General features: G+C 62.0%; 17 protein-coding genes and 4 tRNA genes. 15 read left to right on the top strand and 6 right to left on the bottom strand.

Annotated features, from left to right (window positions below; genetic code table 11):
• Window position 1 precedes the first annotated feature (1 nt).
• The 3 genes from H4V96_RS13490 to H4V96_RS13480 all read left to right on the top strand — a co-directional run bounded on the left by H4V96_RS13490 (window position 2) and on the right by H4V96_RS13480 (window position 3,745).
• Window positions 2–1,360 (top strand): TolC family protein, encoded by a 1,359-nt coding sequence (locus tag H4V96_RS13490; RefSeq protein WP_280721000.1) that lies wholly within the window; start codon window positions 2–4, stop codon window positions 1,358–1,360.
• A 2-nt stretch (window positions 1,361–1,362) separates the two neighbouring features.
• Complete coding sequence (locus tag H4V96_RS13485; RefSeq protein WP_196855587.1) at window positions 1,363–2,745, top strand: copper oxidase; 1,383 nt, start codon at window positions 1,363–1,365, stop codon at window positions 2,743–2,745.
• Between the two features lie 223 nt (window positions 2,746–2,968).
• On the top strand, window positions 2,969–3,745 hold the full coding sequence (locus tag H4V96_RS13480; protein WP_280720999.1) for a transporter: 777 nt from the start codon (window positions 2,969–2,971) through the stop codon (window positions 3,743–3,745).
• A 58-nt stretch (window positions 3,746–3,803) separates the two neighbouring features.
• Here H4V96_RS13480 and H4V96_RS13475 read toward each other — a convergent pair whose 3' ends face one another.
• Window positions 3,804–4,544: an ATP-binding protein gene (locus H4V96_RS13475; protein ID WP_010399307.1), complete on the bottom strand. Its 741-nt coding sequence runs from the start codon at window positions 4,542–4,544 to the stop codon at window positions 3,804–3,806.
• A 313-nt stretch (window positions 4,545–4,857) separates the two neighbouring features.
• Here H4V96_RS13475 and H4V96_RS13470 point away from each other — a divergent pair, with 313 nt between their 5' ends.
• Complete coding sequence (locus H4V96_RS13470) at window positions 4,858–5,253, top strand: hypothetical protein (RefSeq protein ID WP_010399305.1); 396 nt, start codon at window positions 4,858–4,860, stop codon at window positions 5,251–5,253.
• A gap of 76 nt (window positions 5,254–5,329) precedes the next feature.
• Here the strand turns inward: H4V96_RS13470 and H4V96_RS13465 are convergent, their stop codons facing one another.
• Entirely contained in the window at window positions 5,330–6,313 is a 984-nt protein-coding gene (locus H4V96_RS13465; protein WP_010399303.1) for a diguanylate cyclase, read from the bottom strand.
• A 307-nt stretch (window positions 6,314–6,620) separates the two neighbouring features.
• Window positions 6,621–9,098 carry an ATP-binding protein gene (locus tag H4V96_RS13460; RefSeq protein WP_196855588.1) on the bottom strand — a complete coding sequence of 826 codons (2,478 nt, stop codon included), beginning with the start codon at window positions 9,096–9,098 and terminating at the stop codon, window positions 6,621–6,623.
• A 426-nt stretch (window positions 9,099–9,524) separates the two neighbouring features.
• On the opposite strand from H4V96_RS13460, the gene H4V96_RS13455 reads away from it, so the two are divergent.
• The 4 genes from H4V96_RS13455 to H4V96_RS13440 all read left to right on the top strand — a co-directional run bounded on the left by H4V96_RS13455 (window position 9,525) and on the right by H4V96_RS13440 (window position 10,163).
• Window positions 9,525–9,601, top strand: a tRNA-Arg gene (locus H4V96_RS13455).
• A gap of 82 nt (window positions 9,602–9,683) precedes the next feature.
• Window positions 9,684–9,760, top strand: a tRNA-Arg gene (locus H4V96_RS13450).
• 90 nt (window positions 9,761–9,850) lie between these two features.
• Window positions 9,851–9,927 (top strand) — tRNA-Arg (locus H4V96_RS13445).
• Between the two features lie 159 nt (window positions 9,928–10,086).
• Window positions 10,087–10,163 (top strand) — tRNA-Arg (locus tag H4V96_RS13440).
• A 55-nt stretch (window positions 10,164–10,218) separates the two neighbouring features.
• Here H4V96_RS13440 and H4V96_RS13435 read toward each other — a convergent pair.
• Window positions 10,219–11,091 (bottom strand): AraC family transcriptional regulator, encoded by an 873-nt coding sequence (locus H4V96_RS13435; RefSeq protein WP_196855589.1) that lies wholly within the window; start codon window positions 11,089–11,091, stop codon window positions 10,219–10,221.
• Window positions 11,092–11,206: 115 nt separating this feature from the next.
• On the opposite strand from H4V96_RS13435, the gene H4V96_RS13430 reads away from it, so the two are divergent.
• The 3 genes from H4V96_RS13430 (at window position 11,207) to H4V96_RS13420 (ending at window position 14,350) form a co-directional block, all read left to right on the top strand.
• Entirely contained in the window at window positions 11,207–12,163 is a 957-nt protein-coding gene (locus H4V96_RS13430; RefSeq protein WP_196855590.1) for a phytanoyl-CoA dioxygenase family protein, read from the top strand.
• A 92-nt stretch (window positions 12,164–12,255) separates the two neighbouring features.
• Window positions 12,256–13,401, top strand: a complete 1,146-nt coding sequence (locus tag H4V96_RS13425) for an alpha-hydroxy acid oxidase (protein WP_070346762.1) — start codon at window positions 12,256–12,258, stop codon at window positions 13,399–13,401.
• Between the two features lie 385 nt (window positions 13,402–13,786).
• Entirely contained in the window at window positions 13,787–14,350 is a 564-nt protein-coding gene (locus tag H4V96_RS13420) for a GNAT family N-acetyltransferase (RefSeq protein ID WP_196855591.1), read from the top strand.
• Between the two features lie 36 nt (window positions 14,351–14,386).
• Here the strand turns inward: H4V96_RS13420 and H4V96_RS13415 are convergent, their stop codons facing one another.
• Entirely contained in the window at window positions 14,387–15,367 is a 981-nt protein-coding gene (locus tag H4V96_RS13415; protein ID WP_196855592.1) for a D-2-hydroxyacid dehydrogenase, read from the bottom strand.
• Window positions 15,364–16,326, bottom strand: coding sequence for a LysR family transcriptional regulator (locus H4V96_RS13410; protein WP_010399289.1), 963 nt, complete (start codon window positions 16,324–16,326; stop codon window positions 15,364–15,366). The genes H4V96_RS13415 and H4V96_RS13410 overlap by 4 nt, the downstream gene beginning before the upstream one ends.
• A 147-nt stretch (window positions 16,327–16,473) precedes the next feature.
• On the opposite strand from H4V96_RS13410, the gene H4V96_RS13405 reads away from it, so the two are divergent.
• The 4 genes from H4V96_RS13405 (at window position 16,474) to H4V96_RS13390 (ending at window position 22,280) form a co-directional block, all read left to right on the top strand.
• Window positions 16,474–16,686 (top strand): hypothetical protein, encoded by a 213-nt coding sequence (locus tag H4V96_RS13405; protein ID WP_196855593.1) that lies wholly within the window; start codon window positions 16,474–16,476, stop codon window positions 16,684–16,686.
• Complete coding sequence (locus H4V96_RS13400) at window positions 16,683–17,543, top strand: alpha/beta hydrolase (RefSeq protein ID WP_196855594.1); 861 nt, start codon at window positions 16,683–16,685, stop codon at window positions 17,541–17,543. Before H4V96_RS13405 ends, H4V96_RS13400 begins: the two co-directional genes overlap by 4 nt.
• A gap of 280 nt (window positions 17,544–17,823) precedes the next feature.
• Window positions 17,824–19,077: an efflux RND transporter periplasmic adaptor subunit gene (locus tag H4V96_RS13395; protein ID WP_196855595.1), complete on the top strand. Its 1,254-nt coding sequence runs from the start codon at window positions 17,824–17,826 to the stop codon at window positions 19,075–19,077.
• 2 nt (window positions 19,078–19,079) lie between these two features.
• Complete coding sequence (locus tag H4V96_RS13390) at window positions 19,080–22,280, top strand: efflux RND transporter permease subunit (protein ID WP_280720998.1); 3,201 nt, start codon at window positions 19,080–19,082, stop codon at window positions 22,278–22,280.
• Window positions 22,281–22,340 lie beyond the last annotated feature (60 nt).

Raw genomic sequence — 22,340 nt, 5'->3', positions numbered from 1 at the left:
GATGGCTCGATTCACAAAATCAATCTGTCTCACGCCGCTGGCGCTGGCGGCCGTCTTGTTGCTGAGCGGCTGCGTCAGCTTTAGCCCCGATGGCGGCATGCAGACGGTGTCCGCGCTGGCCGACGCCCGCACGGGCGCGCCCGCAGCATTGACCGACACGGGCGGCGAGGACAAGCTGGCGCAGCTGCTGGCCCAGCCCCTGGACGCCGACAGTGCCGTACGCATCGCCCTGATGAATAACCGCGGCATGAAAGTGGCGCTGGCCCAGCTGGGCGCGTCCGAGGCGGACCTGGTGCAAGCGGGGCGCTTGCGCAATCCCGGCCTGTCGTTCGGCCGCTCGCATGGCAGCGGCGGCAATGAAATCGAGCGGGGCGTCAGTGTCGATCTGGCCGGCTTGCTGACGATGCCGATGCGCGTGGACATTGAGCGCGGCCGTTTCGAGCAAGCCAAGCTGCAGGCGGCCATTAGCGCGGTGCAACTGGCGTCGGACACGCGCCGCGCCTATTTCAACGCCGTGGCTGCCGTGCAGACGGAGCAGTTCATGCAGCGGGCGCTGGTGTCGGCCGAGGCGGGTGCGCAATTGGCCACGCGCTTGCAGCAGGTTGGCAACTGGAGCCGCCTCGACCAGGCGCGCCAGCAAGTTTTTTATGCGCAGGCCGTCGGCGACCTGGCCCGCGCGCGCCACCAGGCCACGGCCACGCGCGAACATCTGACGCGCCTGCTGGGCCTGTGGGGCAAGCAGACAGGCTTTACTTTGCCGTCGCGCCTGCCCGACTTGCCGCCGCAGGCTGTGGCGGCGGACGATATCGAGGCACAGGCGATGGAGCAACGTCTCGACGTGCAGATGAGTAAGCTCGACGCGCACGCCACGGCCAGCGCGCTGGGCCTGGCTAAGGTGACGGGTGTCGTCAACGTGTTTGAGGTGGGCTATAGCAACAAGAGCAGCAGCGAGGCGCGGCGCGAAAACGGCTACACCGTGTCCCTCGAATTGCCGCTCTTCGATTGGGGTTCGGCGCGCAATGCCAAGGCGCAAGCTGTGTACGCGCAGTCGCTGCAGCGCACGGCGGACACGGCGCTGCGGGCCCGTTCGGAGGTGCGCGAAGCGTACTCTAGCTACCGCACGGCCTACGACCTGGCGCGCCACTACCGCGATGAAGTCGTGCCGCTGCGCAAGACTATCTCGCATGAAGTATTGCTGCGCTACAACGCCATGCTGGCCAGCGTATTCGAGTTGCTGGCAGACGCGCGCGAGCAAGTCGCCAGCGTGAATAGCGCCATCGAGACCCAGCGCGATTTCTGGATCGCCCAAACTCAATTGCAATCGGCCATCAATGGCAGCGGCCCAGCTGCAAAGGAATAATGATGATTACACGTAGAAACTTTTTCATGAATGCGGGCGCTGTCGCCCTCAGTGCTGCGGCCGTCAGCCGCGTGGGCGCGGCGTCGCTGCCGGAAGCTGTCAGCATGGCCGATGCGCAAACGAAAGCGCCGCCGCCACCGCCGAACGGGCGTCCATACAACCCCGTCGTCACTCTCAATGGCTGGTCCTTGCCCTGGCGTATGAACAACAACGTCAAGGAATTCCACCTGGTAGCCGAACCCGTCGTGCGCGAACTGGCGCCGGGCATGACGGCCAACCTGTGGGGCTACAACGGCCAGTCGCCAGGCCCCACCATCGAAGTCGTGGAGGGCGACCGGGTGCGCATTTTTGTCACGAATAAATTGCCGGAACACACTAGCGTGCACTGGCATGGACAGCGTTTGCCCAACGGCATGGATGGCGTCACGGGCCTGACCCAGCCCGGTATTGCGCCAGGCAAGACCTTCGTCTACGAGTTTGTGGCCAAGCGGCCTGGCACCTTTATGTACCACCCGCATGCCGATGAAATGACGCAGATGGCGATGGGCATGATGGGTTTCTGGGTGACGCACCCGAAAGATCCGAATTTCATGCAGGTGGACCGCGATTTCGTATTTTTGCTCAGCAATTACGATATCGATCCCGGCAGCTTTACGCCGAAGATCATGACCATGACGGAGTTTAATCTGTTCACTTTCAACAGCCGCGTCTTCCCCGGCATCGACCCCATGGTGGTGCGCCAGGGCGACAAGGTGCGCGTGCGCGTGGGCAATCTGACCATGACGAATCACCCGATTCACCTGCATGGCCATGAATTCGAGGTCACGGGCACCGATGGCGGCTGGACGCGCCCCGAGTCGCGTTGGCCCGAAGTGACGACAGACGTCGCCGTGGGCCAGATGCGCGCCTTGGAGTTCACGGCTACCGACCTCGGCGACTGGGCTTTCCATTGCCACAAGTCGCACCACACGATGAATGCCATGGGGCATGACGTGCCCACCATGATCGGTGTCGACCACCAGGGCGTGGCCGCAAAGATCAATCAACTCGTGCCCGGCTACATGGTGATGGGCGAGCGTGGCATGGCCGACATGGGCGAGATGCAGATGCCGATCCCCGACAACACCTTGCCGATGATGGCCGGCGACGGCCCCTTCGGCGCCATCGGCATGGGTGGCATGTTTACCACCGTCAAGGTGCGCCGGGAGCAAAAGCCAGGCGATTATCGCGATCCTGGCTGGTACCGGCACCCGGCCGGCAGCCTGGCCTATGAATGGACGGGTGCCTTGCCGGAAGCGGTGCGCGGCCAGGGCATGGGCAAGCTGCCGGCCAAGGGCGGCGTCGAAATGACGGTGCGCAAGCGGGCCGGCCACAGCGGGCATTAATTTCCTGCGCCACCGGCATGACAAGACCAGGCGCGCACCTTGACGGGGCTGGCAGGCGTGTTGCGCCTGCATACCTCGGTGCAATAGCTTTTCGTAGTGCAAGTTAGCAACGCCACGCCCTTGCGCCGGCCAGCGCCCGCCGTCTGGCTTGAGGGCGTAACACGCACGCATGGACTTGGTGGTGGGCTAGCGTTCTTGCGCATTTGCCACTTCCGGGTCTTCCATGTCTTATCCTTGCTTACCGTCGCTGTGTTTCTCCCTGCTGTGCCTAGCGCCAATGGCGCCATTGGCGCAGGCGCAAGACGGCGATCCTGTCCTGCCTTACCGCCCGTCCGTGGCCAGTCCCGCCCAACTGCCCGTACCGGGCCAGCTGGAATTGGAGGCCGGCGGCCTGCTGTCAAAAACGGGCGCCACGCGCCGCGCCAGCCTGCCATATACCTTCAAATTGGCGTTGACGCCCGAGTGGGGCGTGCTGCTGGGCGGCGAGGCGTTCGTGCGTGCGCGCGATGCAACGGGCTTGGGCGACTCGGGCCTGGGTGACACGAGCATCGTGCTCATGCGCGCCTTCTTGCTCGACAGCGCCACGGCGCTGGGCCTGGAACTGGGCTGGAAGTTGCCGACGGCCAAGGACGCCATCGGCAGCGGCAAGCGCGATGTCACCTTGAATGGCATTTTCAGCCGCGACCTGGGTGTCGTGCATATGGACGCCAACCTGAACGCCACGCGCCTGGGAACCTCCGACCCTGGCACTGGCAGGGTACAAACGGGCTGGGCAGCCTCTTTTTCCACGCCCGTCAGCGCGCGTTGGGGCGCCACGGCGGAAGTGTCGGGCACGCGTTTGCGCGGCGCGGCGGCTAGCGCGCAGTTGCTGCTGGCGGCCACTTACAGTCCCACGCCACGGCTAGCCATCGATATCGGCATGGCGCGCGGCTTGACCTCGGCGTCGCCGGACTGGTCGCTATTTAGCGGACTGGTCGTGCCTTTGGGCAAGCTGTGGTGAGATAGACATACTGGCTCTCATGCATCCTGGCGAACAGACAGCTTGGCGCACGGGAGTGTTAGCGCCCGCTGCCGTGGAGCAGCGATGATGCTTGCGCGCTCGTGCGCGGCAAGACGACGCTCAGGGCCGTGCCGCCTTGTGCATTGGCCGTCAGGTTCAGGCTGCCCCCCAGGTAGTGCACGCGTTCGCGCACGCAGCGCAGTCCATGCTTGCGCATGTCGACCGGTTCCCGCGCCGGCAGGCCGTTGCCGTTATCCTTGACGGTCATCATCAGCGCTGCCTCGTTGTCGTCGATGATGATGTCGACCTGCGTGGCGTTGGCATGCGTGGCGATGTTGCCGAGCGCCTCTTCCAGGGTGCGCAGCAGCGCTACGCCCATGTTGCGGGGGCAAATTAATTCGTCATCAGGCAGGCTGCAGCGTACGGTGATCTTGTGCTGTTCGGCGAATTGCGCGGCCAGCTCGCTCAGCGCCACATTGACGCCAAGAAACTCCAGCTTGTCGTTCCACAGCTTCAGCTGCATTTGCCGGTTAGTTTCAATCACATTGAGCAGCAATTGCTTCATGGTCGCAGCACGTTCGAGCAAGGCCGTTTCCTGCGGCATTTTTTGCGTCAGCAGCGACAAGTGCATGGTCAGCGCCGTCAGCGATGAGCCGAGGCTGTCGTGCAGTTGGCGCGACAGGGAGCGCCGTTCATTGTCCCAGCTGGTATTGATATGACCGAGCAATTCGCTCAGATCGGCTGCGCGTTCCGCATCGGCCTGGGCCGCTTCCTTGTTCGGATCTGTTTGTGCGGACATAGCGCCCCGTGAATGGTGAAAGGTGGACCAAATTCAAGTGGTGGATCATACATGAGGATTTCATCAGAGGGCGCATGGATGGAAAATTTCTATCTTTTCAGCAATTTTAATCTCCTCCCATCATTTTTGTTCGATGCATAAGATGATTGTTTGTGCCAGGCCAAGGCGCCGTTCCCGTCGTTGCGTACGGCTGCGCACATACCGGGGCGCTTTGCACTGCCATAGTGGAGGCGTGCATTCTCCCCATGCAGCATAGCCGTTCTGCGGCCCAGGGTGCAGCACAGGCCCGCTTATAGAAACGAAAGGACATGCCATGAATATCGATACCATCGTCGACCAGGAATATGCCGACAAAAGCTTCCGCGACATCGTCAATGCGCCCATCAGCGCCCTGCGCGGCGTCAGCGCGAAGGATGCCAAGGTCTTGCAGCAGGCGTTTGGCGTGAGCACCGTGCGCGAACTGTCCAATCTCAATGTCGTCAAATGGGCCAGCGCGCTGGTCATCCTGGCCGATGAAGAGGGCATGAGCGGCGAAGAACGTGCGAAGGAAGAGCTGCTCGACGACGCCGTCGAAATGACTTTCCCGGCCAGCGATCCGATTTCCGTCGATGCCGGCATCACGCGCATTGAAGTGCCGCCCGAGACCGTGAATGCGCAAACGGACCACCAGCATGCCGGACAGCATGAAGTGACGGCCGGGAAAAAATAAAGCGCGCGGGCAGGAAAAAATCGGCTGGCCGTGTTGGCCGGCCGTTTTTTCTTGGTGCGCCAGGCACAAACTCAGTTCAGGCGATAGAGTGGATGTTGCTGTTCTGCGTGCTTGGCTGCGGCGCGATCACTTCCTGGGGTGAGCAGCAAAAGCGGTTCTTGCCGGCGCGCTTGGCTTCATACAGAGCCGTGTCGGCCGTGCCCAGCAGGGCGGCGACGGTGCTGGCATCGTCCGGGTAGATGGCGATGCCGATGCTGGTCGACAGGCGCAAGCTCAGCTTGTCGATAAAATATGGCTCGGAAATGACTTCGATCAGCTTGGCGGCCGGCTCGCGCGCGTCGCCCTTGCCGGCCAAGTTGCCCAGCACGATGACGAATTCGTCGCCGCCGATGCGCGCTACCGTGTCTTCCTTGCGCGACGCGGCCACCAGGCGGTCCGCCACCATTTTCAGGATCTCATCGCCACAGCCGTGGCCGTAACTGTCGTTGATGGTCTTGAAGCCGTCCAGGTCCAGGTAGAGAATGGCCGACTTGCTGTGGCTGCGGGCCGATTGCTGCAGCGTATGCTCGATACGGTCTTCCAGCAGGCGCCGGTTCGGCAGGCCCGTCAGCGCGTCGTGCAGCGCCAGTTCTTGCTGTTGCTTGCTGTATTGCGCCAGTTCCTTGTACAGCAGGCGCACTTCGAGCATGTTGTGGATGCGCTTGTGCACTTCCATCAGGTCGAACGGTTTGCTGATGAAGTCGCGCGCACCCGCTTCCAATGCGGCGATCTTGAAACTGGGTTGTGCCGTCAGGGCCAGTACGGGCAGGTAGCCGCCATGCTCAATTTCCTTCAAGCCTTTCATGACCTGGAAACCATTGAGTTCCGGCATTTGCAAATCGAGCAGGATCAGGTCGTAGTAGTGCTCCTGGTGCAGCGGGCAGACCTCGGCTGGGCGCATGGTTGCCGTGACGTTGGTATAGCCGGCATCGCGCAGGATTTCCAGCATGAGCTCGACATTGTCGGGTGAGTCGTCGACGACCAAAATTTTGGCTTTCAAAATCTCATCTTGGCTTGGCATGTAAGGTCTCGGTTAATACGGTCTATGCAACGCTGGCTTGTACCGCTGATGATCGGCTGACGGCGGTGGGAAAGATAGTAGCGCCTTGCAAGAAGATAGCGCGCACTACAGCGCTAGACTCACTTTTGCCGCTCTCGGCAGCCAAGGCCGCCTGTCTCCTGCCTGCCGTGCAGGTGTGCTGATGAATTCCAGTGTAGCAAATTTCAGCTTAGTTGCTTGTAGGACAGTGCCGCGTCTGAAAGTAGGAAGGCCAACCGACAAAAATAGTCATTTCACTCTGTGCTGTGTATTTCTTTGCATCATCTTTTTAAGGGGGCGTTATGTGCGTCGTGGCCAGTTGCGCCACGGCCGCCACCAAGGTGGCCGGATCCAGTGGTTTCGCGACCCACGCCTGGAAGCCGCTGCTCAGTGCCCGCTGACATTGTGGCAGCTGCGCAAACGCCGTCAGGGCCAGTGCGGGCAGGCTGGCCGCTCCAGGGGCGGCGTGCGCGCGCATATGCGCCAGCAAGTCGAGACCGTCGGTATCGGCCATGCCGATGTCGCTCACCAGCACATGCGGCTGTACCTGCTCCAGCAGTTGCAGCGCTTGCGCCACGCTGCCAGTGCCATGCACTTCGGCATGCTTGTCGCGCAGGATGCGCTGTGTCAGTGCGCGCGCGCCGGCATCGGCATCGACCAGCAGTACCCTGACGCCGCGCAAGTCAGGGCCGGGGGACGCCGCGCCGCCCGCCTGGGGCGCGGCAGCCGCTGGCGTGTCCAGGGGCAGGCGCACGGTGAAGCTGGCACCCTGCATATCGCCGCCGCTACTGGCCGCGACCGTGCCGCCATGCTGCTCCACCAGGTGCTTGACGATCGCTAGTCCCAGCCCCAGGCCGCCGTGCCGGCGCGTGATGGCGGCGTCTGCCTGGCGGAAGCGCTCGAATACGTGGGGCAGGAAGTCTTTCTTGATGCCCACGCCGTTGTCGCTCACCGTGATGGCCAGGTGGGTCGCCTCGCGGCGCATGCCGATGTCGATCCGTCCTCCTTGAGGCGTGAACTTCAGGGCATTCGACAGCAGGTTCCAGAGCACTTGCTCGATGCGGCAGGAATCACCGATGATCGTGCCCGCATCGCTGGCCACGCTGCTGTGGATGGCGATGTCCTTGGCGTCGGCCGCCGGGCGCAGGATGTCGATGGTCGAGGCGATGATACTGGCCGGTGCAAGCGGCTGCAGGTCGAGTAGCAGCTTGTCGGCGCTGATGCGGCGCATGTCGAGCAAGTCTTCAATCAATTGCGCCTGCGCGCGCGCATTGCGTTCGATGCTTTGCAAGCCACGGTGCAGGTCGGCCTGATTGCGGGTGCCGCGTTGCAGCACCTGGGCCCAGCCCAGGATGGCCGACAGCGGCGTGCGCAGTTCATGCGACAGGGTGGTGAGGAAATCATCTTTTAGCTGGTGCGTGTGCTCGACCTCGGCGCGGGCCTCGCGCTCGCGCTCGCATAGCACCTTGTGCTCTAGCGCGGCGCGCGTGGCGGCCGCGTGCAGACGCATATTGTCGAGCGCGACGCCCGCCTGCGCCGCAATGGTCGAGACGATGCGTTCGCTGCGCGCGTTGAACATGCCCGCCTGCGGATGGCCTAGCAGCAAGTGCCCCAGCAGCATGCCTGAGCGCGAGCGGATGGGCAGGCTCAGGCAGCTGCGCAGCGTTGGCGTGCCGTTGGTGCTGGCGTCGGGAGCGGCTCGCAAGTCGTTCTGGCGCATGGCCGGTCCCTGGCGCAGTGGTGCAGCGATGGTGTCGGCCTGGAACAGGCTGATGCCGTTGACGGCGCGCGCCGCAGGCAGGGCGCCACAGTTGTCGCGGACATCGCGCGCGTCGTCGTAATACAAGGCGCCGAAGCGTGCGCCGCTGATGCGCGTCGCCGCGTCGACGGTTTCCTGCAGCAGCGCCGGCATGTCCAGTGGGGCGGCCAGGGACGCGCCTGTGTCATTGAGCAATTCCAGCACGCGTGTCTCGGTACGCAGTGCTTGCTGCGCACGCTTGACCTGATCGACGTCGGTGCTCGTGCCAAACCAGCGCAGCAGCTGCCCGCCCCGGTCGCGCACGGGATAGGCGCGCGTCAGGAACCAGCGGTACTGGCCATCGGCAGCGCGCATGGGAAATGTCATGTCGAAAGGCGTGCCATCGCGTAAAGCCGTCTTCCAGCCTTGCAGCATGGGCGCCAGGTGCTGCGCCTCACAGGCGCTGCTCCAGCCGCCGCGGGCCATCTGTTCGGCGTTGCTGCCGGTGTAGTCTTGCCAGCGCTGGTCGACCCAGGCAATGGTGCCGTCGACGTTGGCGATCCAGGCCAGTTGTACGATGGAATTGGCCAGCGCGTGTACATCTTCTTCGCCCTGGCGCGCGCTTTCCTCGGCCGCCTTGCGCTCGCTGATGTCTTGGATATACGTGGTCCAACCTTCGCTGGACGGGTAGATGCGCACTTCCAGCCAGCGTCCCAATGGCCGATGTGGCAGCTCGAAACTGCCGCTGTGCTGCTGCGCCATGGTGCCCCGGTACTGCGCTTCCAGTGCCGTGCCCTGCAAGTCGGGGCAGGCTTGCCACAGGCTGCTGCCTGCCAGCTGGCTGCCGGGCGAACGTTGCGGCGCGAGCATGTCGGCACCGCGCGTATTGATGTAGCGAATGGTCCAGTCGTGGTCGAGCAGGCAAAGGCCGTCGGTCATGTTCTCTAGCAAGTTGGCCATGCTGTCGTTTGATAGGCTCAGCAGCGCTGATGGGAAGAGCAGATCTTGCTCGCCGTCATGCTTAGCCATCGGTAATCCTGCAACGGTGTGTCTGCAGCGCTGGCTGTCGCTGCGCCGTGCTGCCATCGCCAAGCTCAGTTAAAAGGGTCATGATGGAAGTGCCCGCTGTCATGCATGAGAGGTGGCACAAGCGCCCCTGTCTGGCCAGTATTGTAGTCGCAAGCGGCGCGCCGCCACCGCACGCTTGCGTGCCGCCTGCAGATAGCACTGGACAGGTGGGGAAGCAGTCCCTATAATCCCGCTTCTTTCGAGACAGCAACTTCTCGATGCGCTGGAGGCGACTGTGAAAGCAGCTGTGTCCATCGATGAAAGGCGTAGGCTTTTCTGCAGTGAAAAGATGGCTGATGGTGCGGGGCGGTATTGCGCAAAATCAGCTAAGCGATTGAAAAATCGAACTTTTCAAAGCGAAATGAATACGCTATAATGTTTGCCTGCGCGGCTGTAGCTCAGCTGGATAGAGTACTTGGCTACGAACCAAGGGGTCGTGGGTTCAATTCCTGCCAGCCGCACCAGAATACTGAAAGTCAGACTTTGTCTGGTTTTGTTGTAAAAGTTGTTAGCTCCATGTGGTAACGGAGACGTTGTAGAGGTTTTGCGGCTGTAGCTCAGCTGGATAGAGTACTTGGCTACGAACCAAGGGGTCGTGGGTTCAATTCCTGCCAGCCGCACCAGTTTTATCAGTATGATTTCCAGAGCGGAGTTCGCTTCGTTTTGATCAGAGTTTCAAGCTTCGTGCAGTAAGGCGTAGCGTGTCAAAGTTTGCGGCTGTAGCTCAGCTGGATAGAGTACTTGGCTACGAACCAAGGGGTCGTGGGTTCAATTCCTGCCAGCCGCACCAGTATCAGCAGTAAAGAAAAACCCGGAAAGCTCACTTTCCGGGTTTTTTTTCGTCATGACGGCGGGCGGGCAGCGGCCATGTTGGCGGCCTGGGCAATTGTGAAATATCCGCACGGCGCCCTTTGCCATTCTGCAAAGCCCTGCTATAATCTTGTCTTAGGCGGCTGTAGCTCAGCTGGATAGAGTACTTGGCTACGAACCAAGGGGTCGTGGGTTCAATTCCTGCCAGCCGCACCAGAATATTGGGGGTCAGATTGTAAAATCTGATCCCCTTTTTCGTTACCAAATGGTTTTACGCTGCGCCTGTGGCGCCGCGCCGGTATTGCCGGCGAAACGCGCGCGGCGTCACTTGTTTTGCGGCGCCGAACTGGCGATTGAAATGCGCCAGGTTGCGGTAGCCCGCCTCTTGCGCGATGACGGCGATGGCCAGATTACTCTCGATCAACTGTTGGCAAGCGCGGCCGATGCGTAGCTGCGCCAGGTACTGGCCCGGCGTGCAATGCGCGTGGCGCTTGAAACAGCGGTGAAAGGCGCCCAACGACAGGGCAGCGCGCTGCGCCAGGGTTTCGAGAGCAATGTCTTGGCGGAAATGCGCATGCATGAAATCGAACACGTCGCTCATGCGCTTGTGCTGCCCATCGGGCAGCGGCGCCTGCGCCATCGAGGCCAGCGGCCGCGCCCCCGTATCTCCCGCCAGGTCCAGCAGCACGTCGAGCAGCAGCGGCAGGCGCTGCGGCACGGGCAGCGCCTGCAGTTGTAACAGCTTGGCCGCGCTGCGCGCGCTCGCTGCCGGCGAAAAGTGCAGCGCGGGACCGGCGCGGGCCGCCAGTTGCCGCAAGGCTTGCAATTCGGGAAAACAGGCCACCAGCTGCTCCACCCATGCCAATGAAAACCACACGACGACGGCCAGCATCGGCTGCGCGCTGTCGATGCGCTCGCTGGCCGACCAGGTATGTGGCAAATTCGGCCCTAGCAGCACCAGGTCGCCCGCTTCGAAATCGCCCAAGTGGTCGCCGATGTAGCGCTGGCCTCGGGCATTGACGGTCAGGGTCAGCTCGAATTGCGGATGGTAATGCCAGAGGAAGGCAATGGTGTCGAGTTCGCGCCACAGCAAGCCCCAGGAGTGGCCCGCCGGTATGGTGACTTGTTCGAATAAAGGCGTCATGATGACGTTATGAGCGGATCAATAGTCACGATAGTATCAGTATTGGCCGCTAGGCGCGCATTTGAGCTGGCCGTACCATCGCACAATCTGTCTCACACCAACACAGGAGACAGCGATGCAAGACAAATATCAATATGGCGCAGACCGTCCCGGCAATCCGTCCGTGGCTTACACGGAGCAAACTCAGTTGCGCGACATCGAGAAACAGCTGCCCCTGCGCGTGCTCTCCGACAGCGACTTTTTGCATTGGCAAACCTGCGGTTATGTCATCGTCAAGGAGGCGGTGTCGCCGGAACAGGTTCGGCGCACCACCGATTTCCTGTGGGAGTTTCAAGGACTGGACCAGTACGATGCCGCCACCTGGAACCAGGATCAGCTGCGCGAGCACGCGATGAAGGAACTCAACGGTGCCGGCATGGTCGAGGCTTATCACAACCAGACCCTGTGGGATAACCGCCAGACCCAACGGATATATGACGCCTTCGTCGACATCTGGGACCGTCAGGATTTGTGGGTGACCATCGACCGCGCCAACTTGAACACGCCGAACAAGGGCAAGCGCAAGTTTGGCGGCTTCATCCACTGGGATGCCGATACCACGCTCGACCCGCTGCCGGTCAACGTGCAGGGCGTGCTGGCCCTGTCCGACACCTCGCCCGAGAGCGGCGGTTTCCAGTGCTATCCGGAACTGTTCAACAACTTGCTGGCGTGGCGCAAGAGCGTGCCGCTTGACCGCAACCCGTGGCAGCCGGACCTGGCGACGGTGCCGTACCCCTTGCAATTCATCGCCATGAAGAAAGGCGAGTTGCTGATCTTTAATAGCCTGCTGGCGCACGGCATCCGCCCGAACACATCCACGCACCAGGTGCGCCTGGCGCAGTACATTTCCTTTGCGCCAGCCCAGCAAGACAATCAAGCCTTGCGCGACTGGCGCGTGCAAAGCTGGCGCGAGCGCAGCGCGCCGCAAGGCTATGCGTTTCCCGGCGACCCGGAGGAAAAGGAAAAGCTGGGCTACCCGCAAGCGCAGTTGAGCGAACTGGGTGAGAAGATCCTCGGTGCGCGCGACTGGTAAGCCACGTTCTGTCCGCCACGCTTGCCTGCCGCATAGACAATTGCGGGTAAATGCACGATCATGGTCCGACCTGCCATCGACCGAGGAAACGCATGAGTATCATCACCTGTATCGACGACTTGCGCGTGCTGGCCCAGAAACGCGTGCCGCGCATGTTTTACGACTACGCCGATTCCGGTTCCTGGACGGAATCGACGTACCGTGCCAACAACAGCGATTTCGCCAAGATCAAGTTCCGCCAGCGCGTGGCCGTCAACCTGGAAAACCGCAGCCTGGCCTCGACCATGGTGGGCCAGCACGTGTCGATGCCGGTGGCCCTGTCGCCCACGGGCTTGACGGGCATGCAGCATGCGGATGGCGAAATCCTCGCCGCCCAGGCGGCTGAAAAATTCGGCGTGCCGTTTACCCTCTCGACCATGAGCATTTGCTCGATCGAGGACGTGGCGGCGCACACCACGAAACCGTTCTGGTTCCAGCTGTACGTGATGAAGGACCGCGAATTCATCAACCGCCTGATCGACCGCGCCAAGGCGGCCAAGTGTGGCGCGCTGGTGCTGACCCTGGATTTGCAAGTGCTGGGCCAGCGCCACAAGGACTTGCGCAATGGCCTGTCGGCGCCGCCCCGGCTGACCATCCCGAACATCATCAACATGGCCACCAAGCCGCGCTGGGTGGCGGGCATGTTGGGCACGAAACGGCGCGGCTTCGGCAACATCGTCGGCCATGCCACGTCCGTCTCCGACATGTCGTCGCTGTCGGCCTGGACGCAGCAGCAGTTTGACCTCAGCCTGTCATGGGCGGACGTGGAATGGATCAAGCAGCGCTGGGGTGGGAAATTGATCATCAAGGGCATCATGGACCCTGAGGATGCGCGCCTGGCCGTGGAAAGTGGTGCCGACGCGCTGATCGTCTCGAACCACGGCGGGCGCCAGCTCGATGGCGCGCAATCGTCGATCGAAGCCTTGCCCGCCATCGTCGACGCCGTCGGCAGCCAGATCGAAGTGCATATGGATGGCGGCATCCGCTCTGGCCAGGACGTGCTCAAGGCCGTGGCGCTGGGCGCCAAGGGCGTGTACATCGGCCGTCCTTTCCTGTACGGCCTGGGCGCCATGGGTGGGCCGGGCGTGACGCGCTGCCTGGATATCATCCGCAATGAACTCGACTTGACGATGGCCTTTTGCGGCTTGCGCGACCTGCAGCAGGTGGATAAAAAAATCCTGCTGCCTGGCACGTTTTAAGGGGAAATCCGCACGCTATCAAGCCCTTTCTGTGCCTGGCGGAGGACAGGGGTCGGACCCGGCGGGTCCGACCCCAGCTCTTTGCCTCTGGGGTTAGCGAATTTACTGGCGCTCATCAATCACGCCAAAACCCTTAACTGAACAGCATTACTGCTGCCGGGCACGTTTTAAGCGCAAATCCGCACGCTATCAAGCCCTTTCTGTGCCTGGCGTGGCAGGAAGCGGCGCCTGATGGCGTCAGCATCAGCGTCGCTGGCGCAGACACGCCCACCGGCGATAGGCGGCAGGATACACGCGCCGTCTTTGGTCGGGCCACAAAATTGCCATTTTGCTATAGTTACATGGAGTAATCAGCATTCGACTGTTGCCTTCAGACTGGAGTGTCATGACTTATAGCAAGAGCATCAGCACTGAACGCTTGATCCTGCGCAAGCCGCAGCTCTCCGACGAGGCGGCCCTGTTCGCCATGCATGCCGACCCTGAGGTGATGCGCTATTTCAGCGAACCGCCATGGACCGACGCCAGCCGCGCCACGCGCCAGATTGCCGAAGATAGCGCCGCATTTGGGAAAGAGGAATTTTTCCGCTTCGCCGTCGAGCTCAAGGCGACGGGCCAATACCTGGGTAGTTGCAGCCTGTTTTCCGAGCACCGCCAGAACCGCCGCGCCGAGATCGGCTACGCGCTGGGCCGTCCGTACTGGGGGCGCGGCTATATGCACGAAGCCTTGTCCGCGCTGATCGAATTCGCGTTTCTCGAGCGCGACCTGAACCGCCTGGAAGCCGATATCGACCCGCTCAACGCCGCTTCGGCCAGCGCCCTCGAGCGCCAGGGTTTCAACAAGGAAGGTTTTCTGCCTGAACGCTGGATCGTGGCCGGCCAGGTCAGCGATTCGGCCCTGTACGGCTTGCTGCGCCGCGAGTGGCAGGCGCGCCGCAGCTCACCCCTTTGAGCTACGGCCTTCAGGCCAGCAGCGCGTCGATTTGCTTCAAGCCGCTGATGCCACCACGTGCGTGGGCGTACCCCGCGCGAACGCTTCCACGTTGTCAATCAAGATATCGGCCAGTTTTTGCATGGCCGCTTCGCTGGCCCAGGCCGTGTGCGGTGTGAGGATGAAGTTGGGCAGGCGCAAGTTCAATAACGGATTGTCGGGCAGCGGCGGCTCCTTCGATAGCACGTCGAAGCCGGCGCCGGCGATCACGCCATTTTTCAATGCCTGGGCCAGCGCCGCTTCATCGACCAGGCCGCCGCGCGCCGTGTTGATCAAGAGGGCTGTCGGCTGCATGCGCGCCAATTCTTGCGCACCGATGATGTTGCGCGTCTTGTCCGTCAGCGGCACGTGCAGGCTCAACACGTCGGACGTGGCCAGCAGCGCGTCGAATGTCACTTGCGTCACGCCGTCGTCTTCGATGGGCGAGCGATTGTGGACGATGACGTGCATGCCGAAGGCGCGCCCCAGTTGGGCGACGGCCTTGCCCAGCGCGCCGTAACCGAGCAAACCCAGGCGGCTGCCGGCCAGGTCGCGGATCGGATGGCCGAACAGGCAGAAGCGTTCCGACGCCTGCCACAGGCCCGCTTCCACGTCCGCGCGGTAGGCGACCAGTTGGCGGCGCAGGGCCAGCATCAGTGCCAAGGTATGCTCGGGCACGCTGGCGCGCGCATAGTCGTCGATATTCGCCACCACGATGCCGCGTTCGCGACAGGCGGCCAGGTCAAGGATGTCGGTGCCGGTGGCGGCCACGGCGATCATCTTCAAGTCCGGTAATTGCGCCAGCTCGGCCGCGCGCAGCGGCACCTTGTTCGTGATGGCGATCGTTGCGCCTTGGAGTCGGGAAACGGTCTGCTCGCCGCCCCTGGTGTGCGCATACTCTTTCCAGCTGTGCGCGAAGGCGGGCGGGCGCACGTTGGCGATCAGGCTGTCGCGGTCGAGGAAGACGATGTGGTGTGACGATGTGTTTGTTGCGGTCATGGCTGGGCCTCGGTCTGGGTGGCGCGCGCGCTGGGAAGGTTGCTCTTGCCCTTCAGTTGCGTGGCCGGGTGGTTGCTAAACATGTCGGCGACCCATTCGACAAATACGCGCACCTTGGCCGACAGATGGCGGTTGGGCGGATAGATCACGTGGACGGGCAGCGGGTCGGATTCCCATTCATTGAGCAATTCCACCATTTTGCCTTGTTCCATCAGCGGCGCAAGGATGAAATGCGTCATTTGTACGATGCCCAAGCCCGCCAGGCCGGCAGCCGCATAGGCATTCGAGTCGTTCACGGCGATATGGCTGGGTATGGACATCTGTATGCGTTCGCCTGCGCGCGTAAAATCCCAATCGAACATCTTACCTGTCTTGGCGGAGAAGAAATTGACGCCCCGGTGCTGCGCCAGGTCCTTCGGATGCAACGGCGTGCCATAGCGCGCCAGGTAGCTGGGCGCGGCGCAGGTGATGAAATGCAGCACGCCGACCCGGCGCGCGATCAGGTTCAGGTCGCCGAGTTCACCGCCGCGCACGGCGCAGTCGACGCCTTCCTCGATCAGATCGACGGGGCGGTCGCTGCAACCGAGCTCCAGCGAGATGTCGGGGTAGCGGGCAAAAAAGTCGGGCAGGGCGGGGATGATCAGTTCGCTGGCCAGGGCCGTGGGTGCATCCACGCGCAACCGTCCGCTGGGACTCAAGCGCGTGCGCGACAGCGATTCCTCGGCTTCGCGCACGTCCGACAGGATGCGCACGCAGCGCTCGTAATACGCGGCGCCGTCGGAGGTGATGCTGACGTGGCGCGTGGTGCGGTTGAGTAACTTCACCGACAGGCTCGCTTCGAGCGACTGGATCAGGGTCGACACGGTCGCTTTTGGTAGTTGCATGTTTTCCGCCGCGCGCGTAAAGCCGCCCGCATCGACGACTTGGATGAAAACTTCCATGGCTTGCAGCTTGTTCACTTGATTCCTTATCACTTTATGCTTGATTGTTCATAATTCTGAACAATCAATTCGTCATTGCGCTCTTTATTAGATTGTAGATCAAGTCTATAGTTGCTGTACTGCAGCATAAACGTGATGCAGCAAGAAGTTCACAGGAGAAAAATCATGGGTCATCGGAATGGAAACTTTGCAGTACCGGCCTTGGTGGCGGTTGCGCTCGCTCTGGCCGCGATGGTATCGACGGATGCCTACTCGCAGGCAGCGCAAAGCGAAGCTAATGCCTACAGCGCCCTGACCCATGAAGTGGGCGGCATCGCCCTGTTGTGCCTGAACGACAGCGTACCCGTTGTTGCGTTGCAGCCGGTGGTGGCGCAATGAGCTTTGCCGAGGCCGCGGCCGCACTGGCGCCTGGCCAGGCGCTGAAGATACGCGACATCGAGGTGCAAGGTGCGCAGGATGCGCTGGCCGCGCGCATCTACACGGCCGGCGTGCCGGGCGCCAAGCAGGCTAGCCTGATCGTCTTCTTTCACGGCGGCGGTTTTGTCGACGGCGACCTGGACGATGCGGATGACTTCCTGCGCTGTTTGGTGCTGAGCAACCCTGACCATATAGTGCTGGCTGCGAACTACACGCTGGCGAAGGTGCGGCCATTCCCGGCCGCCGTGGAAGACGCGCATGCCGTGCTGCTGTGGGCGAAAAAGAACAAGTCCAAGCTGGGATGGACGGGCAAGCAGATGGTGGTGTCGGGCATCGAGGCGGGCGCCAACCTGGCCGCCGTCTGCGCCATGATGTCGCGCGACCGGGGCGGACCGCCCCTCGCGGGCCAGGTGCTGATCATGCCCATGCTCGACCCCGGTCTGTCGACCTGCTCCATGCGCTCCTTGCCCAGTTGCCCGGACTCGGCGGAAGTGGCCGATCAATGCGCCGCCGCCTACCGTGGCTATCTGCCGAATGCCGCTGACCGCAGTCATCCGTACGCGTCGCCATTGCAGTCGAGCCGCCTGAAGAACTTGCCGCCAGCCCTCATCCTGTCGAGCGAAGATGATCCATTGCGCGACGAGGCTGAACAATATGGCAGTAAATTGATCGCCTGCGGCATCAAGACCACCGTGCGGCGCATGGCCGCCGCGCCGCTGCAAGATGCCGGCGCCCGCAATGAGTGCGCCTGCAAGGTGCAAGTATTGGGCGAAATCGCCAGCTTTGTCGCTGGACTGGTGCAGGAGCCGGCGTCATGAGGCCACCACCTGCGGCACTGCAAATAAATTACACCTATTAGTTTACTTTTTGAGTTTCGGTTGCTACACTGCGCAGTGTAGTTTCCATCTGGTCTGCGTTGTGCGCTCGCACAGCCAGCTTCATCGTGCCCGTCTGTTGTTAAGCAACTGGCACCCTGTCTACCTTTGATTGCGCGCCGTCGGGCGCCATGGCATCACCATACGCTGCAGTTTCCGCTTTTAGCTGGGTTGCTTTTTGTCGCCCATACCATTAGAAATTTTCATAAATCAGGGAAATAAAATGAAAAATGTTCAACAATTGTCGATCTTGGGGATCTTACTCAAGCCTCTGGCCGCCTCGCTCGCGCTGGCCGGACTGGTGGCCGTGAGCCTGGCCGGCTGCGATAAGGCCAATAGCAAGGTGCCGGACGCGCCAGCGGCCGGTGGTCCACCGGTATCGGCTGCCGCCGTTATTCAAAAACAGATCACGGAAACGCAGGAATTTTCGGGCCGCCTGGAAGCGATCGAGCGCGTGGAAATCCGTTCGCGTGTCGGTGGCTACATCACCGCCGTCAACTTCAAGCCGGGCAGCGAAGTAAAAAAGGGGGATGTGCTGTTCGTCATCGATCCGCGTCCTTTCCAGGCTGAAGCGGCCCGCGCCGAAGGCAGCGCTGCCTCGGCCCGCGCCAAGGCTGAATTGGCCAAGCTGGAACTGTCGCGCGCCGAAAAACTGCTGGCCGAAAAAGCCATCGCCCAGCGCGAATTTGATGAAAAGGCTTCCGGCGTGAAAGAGCTCGACGCTAACGCCCGCTCGGCGCAAGCCGCGTATGAAGCGGCCAAACTGAACCTGTCGTACACGCAGGTGCAGGCACCGATCAGCGGGCGCGTCAGCAAGGCCGAAATCACCGTCGGCAACCTGATCGACGCTTCCGCCATCCTGACTTCGGTGGTGTCGACCGAGCGCATCTACGCCAGCTTCGACGGCGACGAAGATACCTACCTGCGGGTGGCCGGCACGGCGCAAAAGGGCACACCCGTCATCGTCAAGGTGGGCCTGGCCAACGAGACGGGCTTCCCGCACGAAGGCAAGCTGGAATTCGTCGACAACCAGCTCGATCCGGCCACCGGCAGCGTGCGCATGCGCGCCACCTTCGCCAATGTCGAGCGCCAACTGGTGCCTGGCCTGTTCGCGCGCATCTTGCTCGACGGCGGCAATGGCCCGCAGGCACAAAGCACGGCCTTGTTGATCAGCGACCGCGCCGTTGGCACGGACCAAAGCCGAAAATACGTGTACGTGGTGGGGGCCGATAACAAGGCCGAGTACCGCGCCGTCAAGCTGGGCCCGAATTCGGACGGCTTGCGCGTGGTGCGCGAAGGCTTGAAGGCGGGCGAAAAGATCGTCGTCAACGGTTTGCAGCGCGTGCGTCCCGGCACGCCCGTGACGGCGCAGATGGTGGCCATGGATTTCGACCCGACCGCGCCGCTCGTCCCCGCAAAAACTGAAGTAAAAGACGCCAAGATCGCCGCGAAAGCAGCATCGACTTCCAAGGAATAAACATGAATTTTTCCCGCTTTTTCATCGACAAGCCGATTTTCGCGGCGGTACTGTCGATCGTCATATTCGTGGCCGGGCTGCTGTCGATATTCGGCCTGCCCATCTCCGAATATCCCGACGTCGTGCCGCCATCGGTGGTGGTGCGCGCGCAGTACCCGGGTGCCAACCCGAAAGTGATTGCCGAAACCGTCGCCGCGCCGCTCGAAGAGCAGATCAACGGCGTCGAGAACATGCTCTACATGTCCTCGCAAAACACCTCCGATGGCGCCATGATGCTGACCGTGACCTTCAAGATCGGCACCAACGTCGAGCAGGCCGAGACACAGGTGCAGAACCGCGTGCAGCGCGCCTTGCCGCGCCTGCCCGAAGAGGTGCGCCAGATCGGCGTGACCACCGTCAAGTCGTCGCCCAACCTGACCATGGTGGTGCACCTGGTCTCGCCAAACAAACGCTACGACGATATGTACCTGCGTAACTACGCGGTGTTGAACGTCAAGGACCAGCTGGCCCGTCTGCCCGGCATGGGCGACATCCAGATCTTCGGTGCCGGCGACTATGCCATGCGCATCTGGCTCGACCCGCAAAAGGTAGCGGCGCGCGGCATGACGGCCAATGACGTCGTCGAGGCTATCCGCGAGCAGAACGTGCAGGTGGCGGCCGGCGTGATCGGCGCCTCGCCAGCAAAAAACTCGGACTTCCAGCTGACCGTCAATACCCAGGGCCGCCTGAAGACGCCCGAGGAATTTGGCGCCATCATCGTGCGCACCAATGCCGACGGCGCCGTGACGCACCTGAAGGACGTGGCGCGCGTGGAAATGGGCGCCAACAGCTACTCGCTGCGTTCGCTGCTGAACAATAATCCGGCCGTCGGCATGGGTATTTTCGAGGCACCGAATGCCAACGCGCTGCAACTGTCGTCCAATGTGCGCGCCAAGATGGACGAATTGAAAAAAGACTTCCCGCAAGGCGTGGAATACCGCATCGAGTACGACCCGACGCAGTTCGTGCGCTCGTCCATCGAAGCGGTAATCCATACGCTGCTCGAAGCGATCGCCCTGGTGGTGCTGGTGGTGATCATCTTCCTGCAAACCTGGCGCGCGTCCATCATTCCGCTGCTGGCCGTTCCCGTGTCGATTGTCGGCACCTTTGCCGTGATGCTGGGCTTTGGCTTCTCGATCAACACGCTGTCGCTGTTTGGCCTGGTGCTGGCCATCGGTATCGTCGTCGATGACGCCATCGTGGTGGTGGAAAACGTCGAGCGCAACATCGAGGAAGGCTTGTCGCCGCGCGACGCCACCATCCAGGCCATGAAAGAGGTCAGTGGTCCCATCGTCGCCATCGCCCTGGTGCTGTGCGCCGTGTTCGTGCCGATCGCCTTCGTGCCCGGCCTGTCGGGCGAGTTCTATCGCCAGTTTGCGCTGACCATTGCCATTTCGACCGTGATTTCCGCATTCAGCTCGCTGACCCTGGCGCCAGCGCTGGCCGCTGCGCTCTTGAAACCGCACGATGCGCCGAAAGACGCGCTGACGCGCGGCATGGACATGCTCTTCGGCCGCTTCTTCGCCTGGTTCAACCGCTTCTTCGGCCGCGCCTCGCACCGCTATGAAGCGGGCGTGAAGGGCGTATTGGGTCGCAAGAGCGCCTCGCTGGGCGTGTATGCGCTGCTGGTGGTGGCCGCCATCTTCACCTTCAAGTCCGTGCCGGCCGGCTTCGTGCCAGCGCAGGAAAAGCAATACCTGGTGGGCTTTGCGCAATTGCCTGATGCCGCTTCGCTGGACCGCACGGAAGATGTCGTGCGCCGCATGTCTGACGTCATCAAGTCAGTGCCTGGCGTCGAATCGACGATCGCCTTCCCCGGCTTGTCGATCAACGACTTTACCAATGCGCCAAACGCCGGCATCGTTTTCGCCACCCTGAAGCCGTTCGACGAACGCAGCAGCAAGGAATTGTCGGGCGCTGCTATCGCGGCCGAGATCAACAAACGCCTGGGCGGCATTCAGGACGCCTTCATCATGGTCTTCCCGCCACCGCCGGTCAACGGCCTGGGCACCATCGGCGGCTTCAAGATGATGATTGAAGACCGTGGCAACCTCGGTTACGACGCGCTGTACAACGCCACCCAGGCGCTGGCCGCCAAGGCCTACCAGACGCCGGAACTGGCGGGCGTGTTCTCGGGTTACCAGATCAACGTGCCGCAGCTGTTTGCCGACGTTGACCGTGTAAAAGCCAAGCAGATGGGCGTGCCGCTGAAAACGATTTACCAGACCTTGCAGATCAACCTCGGTTCACTGTACGTGAATGACTTCAACCAGTTTGGCCGTACCTACCAGGTGCGCGTGCAGGCCGACGCGGCATTCCGCTCGCATGCCCAGGATATCGCGCAGCTGAAAGTGCGCAGCGACAAGGGCGAGATGATTCCGCTGTCCTCCTTGATGCGCGTCAAGGATAGCTATGGTCCTGACCGTGTACAGCGCTATAACGCCTACGCCGCAGCCGATTTCAACGGCGGCCCCGCGCCTGGCGTATCGAGCGGCCAGGCGCAAGCCGCGCTGGAACGCATCGCCAAGGAAGTGCTGCCGCAGGGGATTGCGTATGAATGGACGGAACTGACCTACCAGGACATCTTGTCCGGCAATACGATGATCTATGTCTTCCCGCTGTGCGTGCTGCTGGTGTTCCTGGTGCTCGCTGCCCAGTACGAAAGCTGGACCTTGCCGCTGGCCGTGATCCTGATCGTGCCGATGTCTATCCTCTGCGCGCTGCTCGGCGTCAAACTGACCGGCGGCGACAACAATGTGTTCACCCAGATCGCGCTGTTCGTGCTGGTGGGCTTGGCGTCGAAGAATGCGATTCTGATCGTTGAATTTGCCCGCGAACTGGAAGAGCATGGCCGCACAGTCGTGCAAGCGGCGCTGGAAGCATGCCGTCTGCGTCTGCGTCCGATTTTGATGACCTCGATCGCCTTCATCATGGGCGTCGTGCCGCTGGTGTTCTCGCACGGTGCCGGCTCGGAAATGCGCCATGCCATGGGCGTGGCGGTGTTTGCCGGCATGCTGGGCGTGACCTTCTTCGGCCTGTTCCTGACGCCCGTATTCTATGTATTGCTGCGCACCCTGGCGCAGCGTTTTGAGAAAAAACCAGCTGTCGCTGTCGCCAAGCCTGTTGCTGCGCCTGCGCTGGACCTGGAAGGAGATATAAATTGAAAACCAATCTGATGACACGGATCGCTGCGCAGCGTGCGGCGCCAGCGCTGCGCACGGCCT

Source organism: Janthinobacterium sp. CG_23.4 (assembly GCF_029892305.1).
Lineage (GTDB): Bacteria > Pseudomonadota > Gammaproteobacteria > Burkholderiales > Burkholderiaceae_D > Janthinobacterium > Janthinobacterium lividum_D.
The sequence above is the reverse complement of the archived record's forward strand: the minus strand, read 5'-3'. Positions and strand labels throughout refer to the sequence as shown.

What these genes read in the sequence shown, in the direction of transcription:
- H4V96_RS13490 (WP_280721000.1), top strand. Translation starts at nt 2, where the DNA reads ATGGCTCGATTCACAAAATCAATCTGTCTCACGCCGCTGGCGCTGGCG.
- H4V96_RS13485 (WP_196855587.1), top strand. Translation starts at nt 1,363, where the DNA reads ATGATTACACGTAGAAACTTTTTCATGAATGCGGGCGCTGTCGCCCTC.
- H4V96_RS13480 (WP_280720999.1), top strand. Translation starts at nt 2,969, where the DNA reads ATGTCTTATCCTTGCTTACCGTCGCTGTGTTTCTCCCTGCTGTGCCTA.
- H4V96_RS13475 (WP_010399307.1), bottom strand. Translation starts at nt 4,544, where the DNA reads ATGTCCGCACAAACAGATCCGAACAAGGAAGCGGCCCAGGCCGATGCG.
- H4V96_RS13470 (WP_010399305.1), top strand. Translation starts at nt 4,858, where the DNA reads ATGAATATCGATACCATCGTCGACCAGGAATATGCCGACAAAAGCTTC.
- H4V96_RS13465 (WP_010399303.1), bottom strand. Translation starts at nt 6,313, where the DNA reads ATGCCAAGCCAAGATGAGATTTTGAAAGCCAAAATTTTGGTCGTCGAC.
- H4V96_RS13460 (WP_196855588.1), bottom strand. Translation starts at nt 9,098, where the DNA reads ATGGCTAAGCATGACGGCGAGCAAGATCTGCTCTTCCCATCAGCGCTG.
- H4V96_RS13435 (WP_196855589.1), bottom strand. Translation starts at nt 11,091, where the DNA reads ATGACGCCTTTATTCGAACAAGTCACCATACCGGCGGGCCACTCCTGG.
- H4V96_RS13430 (WP_196855590.1), top strand. Translation starts at nt 11,207, where the DNA reads ATGCAAGACAAATATCAATATGGCGCAGACCGTCCCGGCAATCCGTCC.
- H4V96_RS13425 (WP_070346762.1), top strand. Translation starts at nt 12,256, where the DNA reads ATGAGTATCATCACCTGTATCGACGACTTGCGCGTGCTGGCCCAGAAA.
- H4V96_RS13420 (WP_196855591.1), top strand. Translation starts at nt 13,787, where the DNA reads ATGACTTATAGCAAGAGCATCAGCACTGAACGCTTGATCCTGCGCAAG.
- H4V96_RS13415 (WP_196855592.1), bottom strand. Translation starts at nt 15,367, where the DNA reads ATGACCGCAACAAACACATCGTCACACCACATCGTCTTCCTCGACCGC.
- H4V96_RS13405 (WP_196855593.1), top strand. Translation starts at nt 16,474, where the DNA reads ATGGGTCATCGGAATGGAAACTTTGCAGTACCGGCCTTGGTGGCGGTT.
- H4V96_RS13400 (WP_196855594.1), top strand. Translation starts at nt 16,683, where the DNA reads ATGAGCTTTGCCGAGGCCGCGGCCGCACTGGCGCCTGGCCAGGCGCTG.
- H4V96_RS13395 (WP_196855595.1), top strand. Translation starts at nt 17,824, where the DNA reads ATGAAAAATGTTCAACAATTGTCGATCTTGGGGATCTTACTCAAGCCT.
- H4V96_RS13390 (WP_280720998.1), top strand. Translation starts at nt 19,080, where the DNA reads ATGAATTTTTCCCGCTTTTTCATCGACAAGCCGATTTTCGCGGCGGTA.